Source organism: Myxococcus sp. XM-1-1-1 (assembly GCF_020037095.1).
GTDB classification, from domain to species: Bacteria; Myxococcota; Myxococcia; order Myxococcales; family Myxococcaceae; genus Myxococcus; species Myxococcus fulvus.
On record NZ_JAIQDH010000002.1, the window covers coordinates 97,221 to 112,540 of the forward strand.

Sequence of the window (15,320 nt, forward strand, 5' to 3'; positions counted from 1 at the left end):
CCTCGGGGTGCAGTGTGCCTGCGGAAATTCGGCGGGGACGTGCGTGGATGGCTGATGACTGGCCGAGGCATGTCAGGGGTTCCAGGATAGAATGAGGTTTCCGGTGTGAAGGCCGGCTTCATCCATGGGCTCCTCGCCAACGAATGACATCCCGCTCGGTACGGTCCTGCGGGACACGTATGAGATCTCCGGCGTGCTGGGCCGAGGAGGGATGGGGACCGTCTTCCTGGCGCGGCATCTGCGGCTGCCGGGCAGGCACGTGGCGGTCAAGGTGCTGCGGCACGACGCGAGCCTGGGGGAGGAGGTCTACCTGCGCTTCCGGCGGGAGGCGGAGATTGCCTCGCGGCTGGGGCATCCGAACATCGTGGAGGTCATCGACTTCGACACGCTGGCGGACGGCTCGCCGTTTTTGGTGATGGAGCACCTGAAGGGGATGCCGCTGTCCCGGCGCATCCGCAAGGGCGCGCAGCTGACGCTGCCGGAGGTGTTCTCCATCGCGCGGCAGATGGGCTCGGCGCTGCAGGCGGCGCACGGGGCGGGCGTGGTGCACCGGGACTTGAAGCCCGGCAACGTGTTCCTGGTGCCCACGGAGCTCGGGGGGATGTCGGTGGAGCACGTGAAGCTGCTCGACTTCGGCATCTCGAAGATCATCGACTCGAAGACGGTGCAGACGCAGGACGCCATCCTGCTGGGCACGCCGCAGTACATGGCGCCCGAGCAGGCCACCGGGAAGAACCGGGAGGTGGACCCGAGGACGGACATCTTCTCGTTCGGGTGCATGGTGTACGAGATGCTCGCGCGCAAGCTGCCCTTCAAGGACGGGGGCATCCTGCCGGAGCTCATCTACCGCATCGTCTATGATCCACCGGAGCCGCTGCTGGACGTGGCGCCGCAGACGCCGGTGCACGTGGTGCGAGCCATCGAGCAGGCGCTGGCGAAGCGCCCGGAGGACCGCTTCCCGGACGTGAGCGCGTTCATCGCCGCGCTGACGGGGACGCCCTTGCGCACGGCGACGCCGTCACCGGATGCGCCGGCGCCCGTGGTGGTGCGGCCCGCGGCGCAGGTGCCGACGGCGACCGTGCAGCCCCGGCCCATCGCGTCGCCGCCGTCGAAGCCCGCGACGCAGGTGGTCTCGCCCTGGCGGGCCTCGAGGCCGCAGGCGGACGCGGCGTCGCGCGCGAAGCCGGCGGAGGCTCCTCGCGAGGAGGTCTCGTCTCGAGCCGTGCTGGAGGGCACCGGACACGCCCCGAATGGCGTGGCGGCCGCCGCGCATGGAACGGGACGCGGGGCGAACGGCGCGGATGCATCGGCGCGCTCGGCGCATGGCACGGGACGAGACGCGAACGGCGCGGATGCGTCGGCGCGCTCGCCACAGGGCGCGGGACTCGTGGGACGTGCCGCGAACGGAGCCGAGGCGCATGGCACGGGACGAGACGCGAACGGCGCGGATGCGTCGGCGCGCTCGGCGCAGGGGCCTGTCGCGACGGGCCGTGGCCTGGAGGCTTCGGCGCAGGGCGCGGGACGTGCCGCGAACGGAGCCGAGGCTCCGGCGCGCGCGCCACTCGGTGCCGTGGTGCATGGCGGTGATGGCTCCACGCGTCCCGCGCGCGGCGTGGCGGCTCAAGCCGCGAGGGCGTCGTCCGATGCCGAGCGGGGCAGCGCGGGGCAGGACGTGGACAACCCTTCCGTCGATCCCTCGCGTGCACCCGCGTCGGGGCTCGTCGGCAGGTCGGTGCGCGTCTCCCCTCCGAAGCCCGGAGTCGTCGCGCGCCCTCCCGTCGCGGAGCCTTCCCCTCCACTCGAGCTCCCCCGGCCTCCCGTCCCGGACACCCCCGCCGTCCCGCTGGAGGTTTGGAGACCTCCCGCCGCGAACGCGCCTGCCATGGAGCCCGACTCGGATTCCGAGCCGGTGACGATCCGCTCGCCCTCGGGAGGTGTCCCGGTGGTGGGCCGCAGGCGCTACGGGCGATGGCTGCTCGCGGCCGGCGTGGTCGCCCTCGTGGGCGCGGGCCTCGTGGTGACCCACAAGAACCGCTCCGCCACCAACGTCCCGCTGGCGACGACGCCCACCCAGAACGCGCCGCCGCCCGAGGTCGCGCCCGCCGCGCCAGCACCGCCGCCAGCGCCGGAATCACAGACACGGCTCGTCCAGGGCACGCCTCCTGCGGAGAAGAACACGCAGGCCCCCTCGCCACCCCCGACGGGCATCAGTCAGATGGAGTCCTCCGTGAAGCCATCTCGCGAGGCCAAGGCGAAGCGCGAGGGCAATGACACGAAGCCCACGGACCTGGAGCTGGCCGAGGAGGCCCTGGCCCGTGGTGACCCCGGCGAAGCCATCCAGCTGGCCCGCCGCAGTCAGCGCGACCAGGCCACCGGCGCCTCCTTCGCGCTCCTCGCGCGCGCCCACTGCCACCAGAAGGACCTCTCCAGCGCGCGCTTCGTCTGGCTCCGCGTCCCCGCCTCCGAGCAGGCCGAGGTGCGCAGGTACTGCCAGCAGCACGGCATCACCCTGTGAGCACCGGCGAGCCCCGCTCGCCTCTGTCATCCGTCAGACCCCCGCCCGACCCGCCACGTCGTTGGCCAGACACGACCCACCACGCCCTCCTGCGGACGGGTGTTGCGCTGCGTTAAAGATGAATTCTCCTGATGGTGTCGAATAGGATGGTTCAGCTTCGCGAGGCAGCGCCCTACCAGGGCAAGCGGCCGTCCGAGGTCCGGTCTCCGCCGTGAGGGGGGCCCGGCGGGGACTGGGACCGCGTCCTGGAGTAGGCTTTCGAACAGTTGGCATCGGGGGGAGGGGAGATGAGCGATGGTGGTGGAGGCACCCGAGCCGGGGAAACTGTCGGCCATCCTGTTCACGGGCATCGAGGCCGTGAGCCGTCAGTCCTGGCGTGATGAAGCGCTCCAGCAGGTGGTGCGCGAGGAACACGCGTCGTTGGTCCGAGAGCTGCTGCCGCGCCATGGAGGGCGCGAGGTGAAGCGTCTGGAGGATGGGTTCCTGTTGGAGTTCGAGGGCGGGATGTCCGCCGTGGACTTCGGCCTGGCGCTCCAGCGGGAGCTGGAGACCCACAACGGCACCGTGGCCGCCGAGCGCCGCGTGGTGCTGCGCGTGGGTGTGCACGTGGGCATGGTGGTGCACCGCGACGGCGACGTGTTCGGCGAGGGCGTCAACCTGGCCGCGCGCATCGAGGCGCTCGCGAGGCCCGGCACGCTCTATGTCAGCGAGTCGGTGGCCCGGCAGGTGGAAGGCCGGCTGGCGTCGCCGCCGGTGCGCCTGGGCCGGGGCGAGATGAAGAACATCCGCCTGCCGGTGGCCGTCTATCGCATCGACCCCCGGGAGCATCGCGGCCGTCGGCCGTGGCTGTCCCGGATGCGCTCGCTGTTGAGTCGCACGCCCACGGCGAACTGAAGCGCGGGTATTCACCGGACGCTGGCGCTACGGTGCGCGCCATGCCCCAGCTCACCCTCGTCGTCGCCTCGAAGAATTACTCCTCGTGGTCGCTTCGGCCGTACCTGGCGCTCTGCCATACCGGGCAGCCCTTCCAGGAGGTCGTCATCCCCCTGGACACGCCAGGGACCCAGGACCGCATCCTCCAGCACTCGCCCAGCGGACGGGTGCCGGCGCTCCGACACGGAGACCTGGTCATCTGGGACTCGCTGGCCATCTGCGAGTACCTGGCGGAGACCTTCCCGGAGGCCCGGCTGTGGCCCGAGTCGCGCGAGGCCCGCGCGGTGGCGCGCTCGGTGACGGCGGAGATGCACTCGAGCTTCTCGCGGCTGCGCGAGCACATGGGGATGAACCTGCGCGCGCGCAAGCCGGGACAGGGGCGGGCGCCGGGCGTCGCCGAGGACATCGCCCGCATCCAGGCGCTGTGGAACGACTGCCGCTCGCGCTTCGGTCAGGGCGGGCCGTTCCTGTTCGGCCGCTTCAGCATCGCGGATGCGTTCTACACGCCGGTGGCCACGCGCTTCGTCACCTACGACGTGACGCTGGACCCGGTGAGCGCCGCGTACCGCGACACGCTCCTGTCCCAGCCCGCCTTCCAGAAGTGGGCCCAGGCCGGACTGCACGAGCCGCCCGTGGCGAAGTACGAGGACTGAGCGCGCTGGCTCACAGCCCCAGCCGGGCGAGCTGCGCGTCGAACGCGTCGGCGGTGGTGAACAGCTGCCCACGCAGCCCCAGCGCGTCGGCGGCCTCCACGAACTCCGGCAGGTCGTCGAAGAAGGCGGCCTCGCGCGGCTCGACGCCGGCGCGCTCCAGGGCGATGCGGTAGATGTCCGGCTCGGGCTTCACGAAGCCCACCTCGCAGCTCATCACCAGCGCGTCGAAGCGCTGCAGCAGCGGCAGCCGGGGCCGCAAGTACGCCGCGTGCAGCGCGTTGGTGTTGGACACCAGCACCAGCTTCACCCGGCCGATGAGCGACTCCACCCGGGGCAGCACGGCCTCGTGGGTGGTGAAGTGGCTGCTCCACAGGGGCGCGAACTCCGCCATGGGCAGCTCGACGCCCAGCGCCCCGCACACGCTCTTGCGGATGCCCTCGGCGTCCAGCGTGCCCCGGTTGGCCTCGGTCCACCCGGCGCCCATCAGCCGCTGGGCGACCTCCGCGGCGGACATCCGCGCGCACGCGCCCAGCCGCGCGAAGAGCAACGCGTTGTCGTGGAAGACGAGCACGTTGCCCAGGTCCAGGAGGACCGCCTTCACCTCCGCCATGCCTGCTCCTCGCACCGGGTCGCCTGACGGCCCGGTCATCAGAAGGGCAGGCGAGGCTAGAGGAGCGGGACGCGCTCAGGCAAATCCCGCGCGGGCACCGTCGAGTAGTCCGAGCCCACGTCCAGGAGGACCCGCTGACGCACCCGCGTGCTCAGCGCCTTGCGCAACCTGCCGAGGAACTCCGGCGGCGCCGCGATGATGAGCTTGTCGAACGCGTGGCGGTCATGCCCCTTGTCGAGCACGCCGGACAGCTCGCGCGCGAAGCGGTCGTGCTCCAGCTCCCGACGACCCTGCGGCTCGTTCTCCCCGGGAGGACCGTGCAGGGTGCCCGCGTTGGGGTTGTCCGGCTGCTCGCGCAGTTGCTCGCTCTTGACGCGGCTCTCCTCGTGGAAGAACTCCTCGACCAGACTCCACTCCTCGCGCCCCTTCGCGTCCGTCTCGAAGAGCCGGGCCCGGCTCGCGTTCCCCACGAGAATCCAGAGCTTTGCGTCCGCCATGTGTCACGCCTCCTTAGGGTGGGAGATGAGGACCCACGCGGCGCCCGGCAACCTTCCTGTCCCGAGCCGCTCCCCCGTCGCGCGCAGGGCAGGCGGGCGTGTCACGCGGGTTTGACACCCACATCTGGAGTTCCGGTGTTCGGAACCGGACCGATCATTCCGTTGGGAATGGCAAAGGAGTAGAACGGCGGCATGCGCATTCCCGCGTTGTTGCCTGTCGCCGTGCTGGCGCTCGCGCTCTGGGCTCCGCCCGCGAGGAGCCAGGAGCAGGGTGGCCTGGGGTTGGACCTCAGCTCCGAGACGTCGTCGGAGTCCGCGCCCCAGGAGCAGCCGGCGCCGGGCATGGGCCTGGACTTGCGCGAGGGCGAGGAGAGCGCCGTGTCGCTGACGCCGCGCTTCATCCTGTTGGGGTTGGAGACGCCGGAGCGCGCGGGCTCGCAGCAGGCGTCGGCGTGGGTGCGGGAGCTGGCGAAGGGCGCGATGTCGTCCGGCATGGTGGAGTTCGCCGCGACGCCCAAGCAGGCGCGGGAGCGACTGGAGGCGGGCTACGAGGCGGCGCTGAGCTGCGCCCAGGCGTCGTGCATGACGGAGCCGGCGGAGCAGCTGGACGCGGACCTGCTGACGACGGCGCGGCTGTCGCTGGAGGACGCGGGGTGGACGCTGCGCGCGTGGACGTATGACCGCGACCGCGGCGTGGTGCACGAGGACGTGGTGTCGGGGCGCAACCCCAAGGACGAGGCCTTCCAGAAGGAGGCGGCCACGAAGCTGGGCAATCGGATGATGGCGCTGGCGCGTCCGCGCGCGCTCTTGAAGGTGAGCGTCAACGTGCCCACGGCGGTGGTGAAGGTGGGCGAGCGCATCCTCGGCGTGGGCAGCGTGGAGGCGCGGCTGGCGCCGGGCACGGTGCAGCTGGAGGTGTCCGCGGACGAGTACGCGTCCTTCACGAAGGCGGTGGTGCTCAAGCCCGGCGCGCGTGAGGAGGTCCAGGTCCGCATGGAGATCTCCGGCCCGGCGCCGGAGGGGCCCGAGGACGGCGTGGCGCGGGTGTCGTCGAAGCGACGCGGCGGCGCCAGCACGCCCATCTACAAGCGGCCGGCGTTCTACACGGCGCTGGTGGGGCTGGCGGTGGCGGGCGCGGGCGCGGTGATGAGCATGAGCGCCAAGGACGTGGAGAAGCGGGCCACGGACACCAACGGGGACGGCATCATCGACGTGACGCGCAAGGAGATGCTGGACGCGAAGTCAAAGGCCAACCTGGCCGCGGGGCTGCTCATCGGCGGTGGAGCCGTGGCGGCCGGCAGCGTGACGTGGCTCCTGGTGATTCCGTCGCGCAGCGAGCCGGCCGCGCCCGTGGGCACGGTGAGCGCGGGTGGCGCGTCCACGGCGGTGCACGTCGTCGTCGGTGGGAGCTTCTGAGCCTTATGAAGACCTTCGAATCCTGGCTGCGAGCCCTCACCGCGGTGCTGCTGCTCTCCGGCGTGGCGGGCTGCAAGGTGACGTTCCCCGACAACGCCGCCTACACCTGTGAGAAGGACGGGGACTGCGGCGGCGAGGGCTTCGTCTGTACGTCGCTGCCCGATGACGGGCCCCGCTACTGTTGCCTCCCGGAGGGCGCGGAGCTCTGCAACGGCCTGGACGACGACTGCGACGGCGCCATCGACGAGCTGGAGGCGACGTGCTTCTCGGGCAAGGACGACAACCGCGGCAAGGGCGCGTGCCGCGACGGCCAGTCCGTCTGCACCCGTCAGGGCACGGTGGCGTGCGTGGGCGACGTGCTGCCCACCGTCGAGCGCTGCAACGGCGTGGATGACGACTGCGACGGCGAGGTGGACGAGGACTTCAATCGTCTCACGGACCCGTTCAACTGCGGCACGTGCGGCACGGTGTGCACCGCGCTGCAGACCTGCGTGGAGGGCGTCTGCCAGAAGCGCGGCGAGCTCGACTGCGGCAACGGCATCGACGACAACCGCGACGGGGCCACCGACTGCGCGGACCGCGACGACTGCGATGGGCAGGCCTGCGGCGCGGGCTGCCTCTGCGAGAACGGCCGGCAGACGGAGTCGGACTGCGGCAACGGCGAGGACGACGACGAGGACCGGAGCATCGACTGCGCGGACCGCGACGACTGTGAAGGCAAGTCCTGCGGCGCCGGCTGCGTGTGCACGGACGGCCGCAAGACGGAGTCGCTGTGCACGCCGGACAGCGGCGACGAGGACGGCGACGGCCGGCTCAACTGCGCGGACCCCGACTGCGAGCGCAAGGAGTGCGGGCCGGGGCTTTCGTGTAACAACGTTGGCAGCTGTGTCGAGGGCGCCTGCGATAACGGCGAGGACGACGACGGAGACGGCCAGACGGACTGCGCGGACTTGGACTGCAGCGGCCAGTCGTGCGGCGTGGGCTGCGCGTGCCGCAGCAGCGCCAAGGCCGAGGCGAACTGCACCGATGGCATCGACAATGACGGGGATGGCACGACGGACAACCCCAGCGTCGACTGCCAGGACTCCGACTGCGGCGGCCAGCTGTGCGTGGCCGGTGAGCCGAACGCGGTGTGCGGCGTCACGTCGAAGCGCTGCGCCGAGGTGAGCTGCAACGACCTCGTCGACAACGACAAGGATGGCCTGACCGACTGCGCGGACACCCAGGACTGCCCGAACAACTCCCGCTGCTCGCGCCTGGTGGATGGCAACCGCGTGGCCGGCGTCTGCCGCTCGGGGGTCTGCACGTGATCCACGCCGCCCCGCCTGGATGCCCGGCCCTCGCGCCTGTCCACGAGTGGACGGTGGCGGGGGGGGCGTCGGGGCCGTGCGGGGTGGAGGGGTTCGGGGTTCGGACAGGGTCTTCGTCGACCTCCGTCTCGCGAGCACCGCTGGGGACGTGGGACGTGGGCGTTACGTGGAAGACAGAGGGGCCGCGGTGGGTTGCCGTTGGGCCTGAGCATGGAGAGTTCTTCACACCATGGGCAACGATGACCTCTTCGCGCAGACCTTGTTGTCCTCTCGCGGAGGGCCCGTGAGCGGCGAGCAACGTGTCGGCGTGGAGCTGCGGGAGGGCTCGCAGCTGGGCAGCTACCAGCTGGAGGCGCTCCTGGGCGAGGGCTCCATGGGCCGGGTGTTCCAGGCGCGTCACGCGCGGCTGGGGCGCCAGGTGGCCTTGAAGGTGCTCAAGCCCGAGCACGCGCGCGACGGCGGCTTCGTGCAGCGCTTCTTCCAGGAAGCCCGCACGGTGAATCAGATCAACCACGAGCACATCGTGGAGATCTTCGACTTCGTGGACGAGGGCGAGGGCGGCCACGTCTATTGCGTCATGGAGCTGTTGCGCGGGCAGGGCCTGGGCGCGCTCCTGAAGCAGGAGCCCCTGTCGCTCGCGCGCATCCAGCGCATCGCGGTGCAGGTGTGCGCGGCCCTGGGCGCGGCGCACCAGGTGGGCGTGGTGCACCGGGACATCAAGCCGGACAACCTCTTCCTCACCCAGCGCGCCGGGCAGCCGGACTTCGTGAAGGTGCTCGACTTCGGCGTCGCCAAGCACCTGGCCACCGAGGGCGCGGCGCCCACGGGCACGCTGGACGGGACCATCATCGGCACGCCGGCGTACATGTCCCCGGAGCAGGCCGCGGGCCTGACGGTGGACGCGCGCTCGGACATCTACGCGGTGGGCAACATCCTGTACGAGATGCTCACCGGCCACCCGCCCTTCCAGGCGGAGGCCTTCGGGCAGCTGGTGGTGCAGATCATCACCCAGCCGCCGCCGCCGCTGCCCACGCAGCTGGCGACCGGTGAGCCGCTGCCGTCCCAGCTCGCGGAGCTGGTGATGCGGTGTCTGGCGAAGGAGCCGGAGGCCCGGCCGCAGACGCTCGCGGAGGTGACGACGGGGCTGTTGCTGTTGCCCGTGCAGGTGCCCTCGTCGCCGGAGGCCGTGGCGGCGCTGGAGCCGTCGGAGCGGCCCACGCGGCGGATGCCCGTGGTGATGGGGCCCCATCGTCGCCGCGCCCTGTGGGCCGCGGGGGCGGGCGTCGTGGCGTTGCTCGCGGCCGGCGCGCTGGTGTGGCGCGGCACCGGGACATCGAGCGCGCCGGTCATCGTCCCGAGCGCGTCGGAGTCCGTCGTCTCCCCGGAGCGCGTGCCGGAGCCCCTGGTGCTGGCGGCGGCGCCCGAGCAGGTGGTGGTGCCCGCGGTGCGGCTCACCGTGCACTCCTTCCCGGAGGGCGCGCAGGTGGTGCGCTCGGACACCGGTGAGGTGCTGGGCGTCACGCCGCTGGTGCGCGAGCTGCCGCGCCGCGAGGTGCCGCTGCACCTGCGCGTGGAGCTGGCGGGGTACGTGTCCTCGGAGCGCTCGGTGCGGCTGGATTCGCACACGGAGCTGGAGGTGCCGCTGGCCAAGTCGCTCACCGCGCCGAGGGCGAACGCGAGCAAGAAGCCGAGCGCGAAGAAGCTGTCGCAGGACGCCGCCGCCTCGCGCAAGACCAAGGCGCGCTCGGCGAGCGCCGAGTCCTCGGGGCGTTAGGCCTGGCTTCGTGGCGGCGGGAGGCCCTCGCCGCCGTCTCGGCCTGGACCTTCAGCGCGAGGTGGCCGTCTGGGCGAGCACCTGCGCGGCGATGCGGGAGATGCGCTCGTCGAAGCCCGCCGCGTCGTGGAAGGTGAGGCGCACGTCGCCCACCTCGAGCTTCGCGCCGGGCGTCAGCACCACGCCCGCGTCGGGCAGCTCCCGGCCGTCCAGCTTCACGGGCCTGGCGTCGGCCACGCGGGCCACGTGCCAGGTGGCCTCGGACTGGGGCGTGAGGATGAGCTGCTCGCGCGACACCGTGGCGTCGTTGACCACCAGCGCGTTGTTCTGCGAGGCGCGGCCCAGGCGGATGGGGCCTCGCTCGGCCAGGGCCACCAGCTCGAAGCACATGGCGTCCCCGGCGGGCAGGCAGTCCTTCAGGTCCGTGAGCGGCAGCCGGGTGGCGCCCACGTTTCCGTCCACGGTCTCCGGGACGTTCCACGCGCCTGCCTCCCACACCAGCCAGGGGTGCGGGTACTTGGCGCGAAACTTCTCTTTGAGTGCCAGGTGCTGCCTCACCAGCAGCGAGAGCAGCAGTGCGCGAGCCATGGATGACTCATAACCCCTTCGGCCCCCGCAGCGCGCGAGAAGGTGCATTCCGGTGTCCACGAATCGTCTGAAACCCGGCGGGTGGCCCCCCACTCGCGCGCGGAGTGGGCCCTGTAGTACACCCGCGCCCACATCCTTCTGGAGGTCCCATGCGTCGTCTCCTGCTCGCCCCGCTCCTGCTCCTCGTCCCCGCCTGCAAGGGTGAGACGGCCAAGGACGTCACCGCCACGGTGGTGGGCAAGACGGTGGAGGTGGCCAAGGGCGCCGGCAGCGGCGTCGTCGAGGGCTTCAACGAGGGCCGCAAGGGCGCCGCCAGCGCGGACGGCTCGCGCACGCTGTCCACCGCCGAGGAGGTGGCCGCCAACACCGAGCTGTCCGTCCTGGAGGCGAAGCCCTCCCACGGCGGCGGCGTGGAGGTGGTGCTCGCGGTGACGAACAAGACGGACCAGCCGCTGCACCTCTTGGGCCTGCACGAGGGCGGCGGCGCGCAGCTGCTGGACAAGGACGGCTTCGCCACGCCGCTGCAGGCCCGCTCCCCCGGACAGTCGGCCGACTCCATCAAGGTGCCGCCCTCCGTGAAGGTGAAGGCGAGCATCTACTTCGATGGCGAGGCGGAGAAGGCCACGAAGGTCCGGGTGTGGGGGCGCGAGCTCACCGTGCCCGCCGCGGCCACCGCCGCCAAGCCGCAGCCGTAGTCCGTCCCTGCTTCTCGCCTGTCGCCGCCTGGAGTCGCGATGCGCCGTCTGTCCCTGGTCCTGCTGTGCGCGAGCCTCTCGTCCGCCTGTGATGATTCGGAGGGCGCGCCCGTCGTCCCGCCGCCGCCCTTCACCCAGTCCTATCCGGACGCGGGGCCGACGCCCGACGGGGGAGGCGGTCCGACGACGTGGGCCTGTCAGCGGCAGGCGGTGGTGAAGGGCGCGCCCATGTCGCTCCTGGCGGACCTGCAGCTCGCCATGGGGCGGGCCACGACGTCGAACGAGCGCACCCAGGCCATCGACCGCTTCGTGGAGCAGGTGGAGGCCCAGGGAGGCACGCCGCTGGTGAGCGACGCGAGCGCGGGCCGCCAGCGCGTGGCCTTCTTCGCCCGGGGCGAGTCCGCGCGCGACACCTTCGTGGCCGGTGAGTTCAACGAGTGGTCGCCCACGGCGACGCCGCTCGGGCAGGTGCGCGACACGGACCTGTACCTCGCGGAGGTGGAGATTCCGCGCACGGGGCCGCAGCCGTACAAGCTGGTGAAGGGCGGCAGCTTCTTCGAGGACCCGCGCGCGCGCAACGTCGTGTGGGACCGCCTCAACCGCAACGACGTGGGCCAGTTCAACTCGCTCGTCTATCCGGACGCGCAGGACCCGGCGAAGGGCCGGCTCACCGCGTGGTACGACGTGCGCGCCACGGCGCTGAACGACGCGCGCGATGTCTTCGTCTACACGCCCGCGTCGTACGACGGCCCGGAGTGCCCGTCGCTGCCGGTGATGTACGTGCACGACGGCAATGAGAGCATCACCCGCGAGTCCTTCGTGGACGCGGCGGACGCCCACTACAAGGCGCGGCCCCAGGACTCGGCGGTGCTCGTGTTCATCGCGCTGCCGAGCCAGGACGTGCGGCTGGGGCAGTACACCTTCCCGCCCGCGCTCGCGCCGGGCTGGCCCACGCCTCGGGGTGACGACTACCTGGCCTTCATCGTCAATGACTTGATGCCGCGCGTGGAGTCGGGCCTGCGCGTGAAGACGGGGCCCCAGGAGACGGGCATCTCCGGCGCGTCGCTGGGCGGGCTCATCTCCGTGTACGCGGGCTTCCGCGCGCCGGAGAAGTTCGGCTTCGTGGGCACGCAGTCCGGCACGCTGTTCTGGCCGCACGACGGCGAGGTGGACCGCAACGACGGCAACGCCATGGTGGTGCGCGCGAGCGCGGACCCGGTGGTGCCGGTGCGCTTCTACGTGGACCACGGCTCACCCTCGGCGGGCTGCACGCGCGACGGCGAGCAGGGCGCGGACGACTGTCAGTCCAACCTCCAGTTCGTCTCCGCGCTGCGCAACAAGGGCTACGGCGTGGTGCACGTGAACGAGGTGAGCGGCGCGCACGACTGGGCCTTCTGGAAGAAGCGCCAGCCGGGGCTGCTGTGCGCGTTCCGCAACACGGACGCGAAGGAGTGCGGCCTCTAGGCGCGCACTCCCTCGGCGACGCCGCTACAGCTTCGCGGCGATGGCCCGTGCCAGCCGGTGCGGGGCCTCGGCGTCCAGGTTGAGGAAGAGGGCGGGCTCGGTGACCTCCACCTCCTGCAGCCGGGTGACGCCTTCGTTGTCGGTGGCCACGTCCACGCGGGCGTAGAGCAGCGGGGCGCCCATGGCCTCGAGCACGCGCTCGGACAGCTTCAGCTCCTTGGCGTCGGGCGTGAAGAGGGTGGGCTCCGAGAAGCCGCGCGGCGCGGACTTCAGCGTGGGCGGGCGGCGCACCGCGTGGCTGAAGGCGCCGTCGAAGAAGATATAGCTGCGCTCTCCCTCCGACTCGAAGGCCCGGAGGTAGGGCTGCACCATGAGCTCGCTGGTGGCGGAGAGTCGGGTGACGAGCGCGTTGCCGGCCGCGGCCTCGGCGCGCGGGATGATGTGCGTCTCCACGGCGCCGGCGGACACGGCGGGCTTGAGGACCAGCGTGTCCCAGCCCCGGGCGCGGGCGACGATTTCGAGGTCCAGGGTGCCCTCGCGCTCCACCCACGCGGTGGGCGTCACGGGGATGCCCTTCTCCTCCAGCTCGCGCAGGTAGAACTTGTGCGTGTTCCAGCGCAGCACGTCGGCGGGGTTGTGGAGCCTGGTGAGGCGGCCGACCTTCTGGGCCCAGGCGACGAAGGTGTCGCGGCGCAGGTGGCTGTCCCAGGTGCTGCGCACCACGGCGAGGCGCACGGTCTTGAAGTCCACCGTCGGGTCGTCCCAGACGACGGGCCGCGCATCCAGGCCCAGCGCGCGGAGCGCGGGGAGCAGGGGACGCTCGAACTCGGCGAGCTCGGGCATGTCTGAATAGGTGAGGACAGCGACATCCATGGTGAAGGGCTCCAGGTGGGGCGCCGAGGGGTGTGGGCGGTGGCCGGGCACGGACGCCTCGGACAGTCGAGGCGGACCGGGCGGCGCGCATCGACACGATACGTAGCGCGAGGTCGTCCGGGCAGCAGGAGTTTCGCGGGGGCTCGCACTGTGATGGTCAGCGGCGTGGGGAGGTGTGCTCCGGCTTCACCGCGGGAGCGCGCGGAGCGCGGCCCTGGGGCGCGTGCTCCCTCGGTGTGTCGTCAGCGCCTCACGCCGAGCGCGCCGATACGGGCACACGCGCGGGAGCCTCGGGCGAGGCCTGGGCCGCCTTCTCCTGCTGCTGCCGCTCCGACGCCTCACGCAGGACGCCCGCGAGCAGCGCCTGTCCCCGCGGATACGGCGCGGCTTCTCCCTCCAGCGCGAGCAGCTGCTGCCGCAGGATGGCCCCGCTGGCCGTGCGCTGCTCGGGCCGCTTCTCGAGCAGCCCCATCACCGCCGCGTCCAGCGCGGGCGGCACCTCCGGGTTGAAGCGCGAGGGCGGGAGCACCTCCTGGTCCAGCGTGGCGCGCAAGAGCGCCTCCTGCGTGGAGCCCTGCAGCGCGCGCCGCCCCGTGAGCGCCTCGTGCAGCGTCAGGCCCAGCGCGAAGAGGTCCGCGCGCCCATCGAAGGGCCTGCCCGCGGCCTGCTCGGGCGCCATGTAGCCCAGCTTGCCGCGCACGCTGCCCGCGGCGGTGAGCTGCGAGCGCGCCGAGTCCCGCGCGATGCCGAAGTCCGACAGCTTCACGTCGCCGAAGCGCGACACCAGCACGTTGGGCGGGTTCAGGTCACGGTGCACCAGCCGCAGCGGCTGTCCATCCGTGCCCGTGCGGCGGTGCAGGTAGTCGAGCGCCGACGCCAGCTCCGCCCCCAGGAACGTCACCGCCGCCACCGGCAGCGGCCTGCGCGCAAGCCCCCGCATCAGCGTGCTCAGCGGCATCCCATCCACGAACTCCATGGCGAGGAAGTACGTGCCCCCGTGCCGCCCCAAATCGAAGACCTGCACGATGTTGGGGTGGTTGAGCGACGAGCACAGCTCCGCCTCGCGGCGGAACATGGCGACGAAGTCGTCGTCGTCCGCGAACGAGGGGAGGATGCGCTTGAGGGCCACCTGCTTCTGGAAGCCGCCCTCCGGGCAGTACGTGGCCCGGTACACCTCCGCCATGCCGCCCGCGCCCACGCGCTCGTGCAGCACGTACTTGCCCATCACCTCCTGCTCGCGCAGCGCGGACAGCGCCCCCCGCGTCAGCTGAAGGAAGTGCCGCGCCAGCGTGGCGGTGAAGACGCCCGCGGCCACGAAGAAGAAGGCCCGCGTGGCGATGAAGCGCGGCGTCAGCGTGATGAGCGCCGACTCCGGCAGCAGCGGCTGGACGAAGAGGAAGTAGATGCCCAGGTACTCGGCGGCCACCAGCAGGCCCGCGGCCAGCGCCAGCCGGGGGTTGCTGCGCAACGTCGCGAGCGTAATCAGCGTGGGCCAGATGACCAGCGTGGGCGCGGTGAGCGCGTAGATGGGCCCCTGGAAGCGCAAGTCGAACGCGAGCACCACCGCGGGGATGCTGACCTCGATGGCCACGTTGAGCCAGGGGATGGCCGGATGGAACGCGCCCGAGCGCAGCACGCGCCACAGCGCCGTGTAGTAGAGCGCCAGCACCGCCGACAGCCCCATCAGCGCCTGCGTCAGCCCCCAGCCCAGCGAGGGACCCAGCGCCGCCGCCACCACCACCGACGCGCCCGACAGGCCCGCCATGAAGCGCGCCACGGACAGCTCACGGCCCTGCGCATCGCGTCGTAGGTGTCCGTCGAGGAAGCGGGAGACGGGGCTCGTCAGGGTGTGGGCGGTCATCGGCTTCTCAGTCTACAGAAAGGTGGGAAGCGGCTGCGGGGGGTGCCCCCGAGCCCCTTGCATTTCGCCAGGGTGGATTGCCCCGGGGACGTCTGTCGCTGAAATGTTTCACAGGCTACTCTGCGCGGCGT

The 15,320-nt window shown here is 71.8% G+C and carries 13 protein-coding genes; 8 read left to right on the forward strand and 5 right to left on the reverse strand.

Annotation, left to right across the window (positions count from 1 at the left end):
* Positions 1-211 precede the first annotated feature (211 nt).
* From K8640_RS04540 to K8640_RS04550, 3 genes are all read left to right on the forward strand, one after another.
* Complete coding sequence (locus tag K8640_RS04540; protein ID WP_370640314.1) at positions 212-2,515, forward strand: protein kinase domain-containing protein; 2,304 nt, start codon at positions 212-214, stop codon at positions 2,513-2,515.
* Positions 2,516-2,809: 294 nt separating this feature from the next.
* Positions 2,810-3,409, forward strand: a complete 600-nt coding sequence (locus K8640_RS04545) for an adenylate/guanylate cyclase domain-containing protein (protein WP_223745949.1) — start codon at positions 2,810-2,812, stop codon at positions 3,407-3,409.
* 41 nt (positions 3,410-3,450) lie between these two features.
* Positions 3,451-4,101 (forward strand): glutathione S-transferase family protein, encoded by a 651-nt coding sequence (locus K8640_RS04550; RefSeq protein ID WP_223745950.1) that lies wholly within the window; start codon positions 3,451-3,453, stop codon positions 4,099-4,101.
* Between the two features lie 10 nt (positions 4,102-4,111).
* On the opposite strand, the gene K8640_RS04555 is transcribed toward K8640_RS04550, so the two are convergent.
* Positions 4,112-4,711 carry an HAD family phosphatase gene (locus tag K8640_RS04555; protein WP_141328960.1) on the reverse strand — a complete coding sequence of 200 codons (600 nt, stop codon included), beginning with the start codon at positions 4,709-4,711 and terminating at the stop codon, positions 4,112-4,114.
* Positions 4,712-4,767: 56 nt separating this feature from the next.
* The gene (locus tag K8640_RS04560; RefSeq protein WP_046711014.1) at positions 4,768-5,208 is read right to left on the reverse strand and encodes a host attachment protein; all 441 of its coding nucleotides are present in this window, start codon (positions 5,206-5,208) and stop codon (positions 4,768-4,770) included.
* 192 nt (positions 5,209-5,400) lie between these two features.
* On the opposite strand from K8640_RS04560, the gene K8640_RS04565 reads away from it, so the two are divergent.
* From K8640_RS04565 to K8640_RS04575, 3 genes are all read left to right on the forward strand, one after another.
* Entirely contained in the window at positions 5,401-6,624 is a 1,224-nt protein-coding gene (locus K8640_RS04565) for a hypothetical protein (protein ID WP_223745951.1), read from the forward strand.
* A 5-nt stretch (positions 6,625-6,629) separates the two neighbouring features.
* Positions 6,630-7,934, forward strand: coding sequence for a MopE-related protein (locus tag K8640_RS04570; RefSeq protein WP_223745952.1), 1,305 nt, complete (start codon positions 6,630-6,632; stop codon positions 7,932-7,934).
* A gap of 229 nt (positions 7,935-8,163) precedes the next feature.
* The gene (locus K8640_RS04575) at positions 8,164-9,708 is read left to right on the forward strand and encodes a serine/threonine-protein kinase (RefSeq protein WP_223745953.1); all 1,545 of its coding nucleotides are present in this window, start codon (positions 8,164-8,166) and stop codon (positions 9,706-9,708) included.
* A gap of 51 nt (positions 9,709-9,759) precedes the next feature.
* Here the strand turns inward: K8640_RS04575 and K8640_RS04580 are convergent, their stop codons facing one another.
* The gene (locus K8640_RS04580; RefSeq protein WP_141328968.1) at positions 9,760-10,296 is read right to left on the reverse strand and encodes an FHA domain-containing protein; all 537 of its coding nucleotides are present in this window, start codon (positions 10,294-10,296) and stop codon (positions 9,760-9,762) included.
* Positions 10,297-10,445: 149 nt separating this feature from the next.
* On the opposite strand from K8640_RS04580, the gene K8640_RS04585 reads away from it, so the two are divergent.
* A complete protein-coding gene (locus tag K8640_RS04585; protein WP_223745954.1) occupies positions 10,446-10,991 on the forward strand; it encodes a hypothetical protein in 546 nt (181 codons plus the stop codon).
* A gap of 39 nt (positions 10,992-11,030) precedes the next feature.
* Positions 11,031-12,455 (forward strand): alpha/beta hydrolase-fold protein, encoded by a 1,425-nt coding sequence (locus tag K8640_RS04590; protein ID WP_223745955.1) that lies wholly within the window; start codon positions 11,031-11,033, stop codon positions 12,453-12,455.
* Positions 12,456-12,479: 24 nt separating this feature from the next.
* On the opposite strand, the gene K8640_RS04595 is transcribed toward K8640_RS04590, so the two are convergent.
* Both K8640_RS04595 and K8640_RS04600 read right to left on the reverse strand, forming a co-directional pair.
* A complete protein-coding gene (locus tag K8640_RS04595; RefSeq protein WP_141328974.1) occupies positions 12,480-13,328 on the reverse strand; it encodes a RimK family alpha-L-glutamate ligase in 849 nt (282 codons plus the stop codon).
* A gap of 250 nt (positions 13,329-13,578) precedes the next feature.
* Positions 13,579-15,189 (reverse strand): serine/threonine-protein kinase, encoded by a 1,611-nt coding sequence (locus K8640_RS04600; protein ID WP_141328976.1) that lies wholly within the window; start codon positions 15,187-15,189, stop codon positions 13,579-13,581.
* Positions 15,190-15,320: the final 131 nt, after the last annotated feature.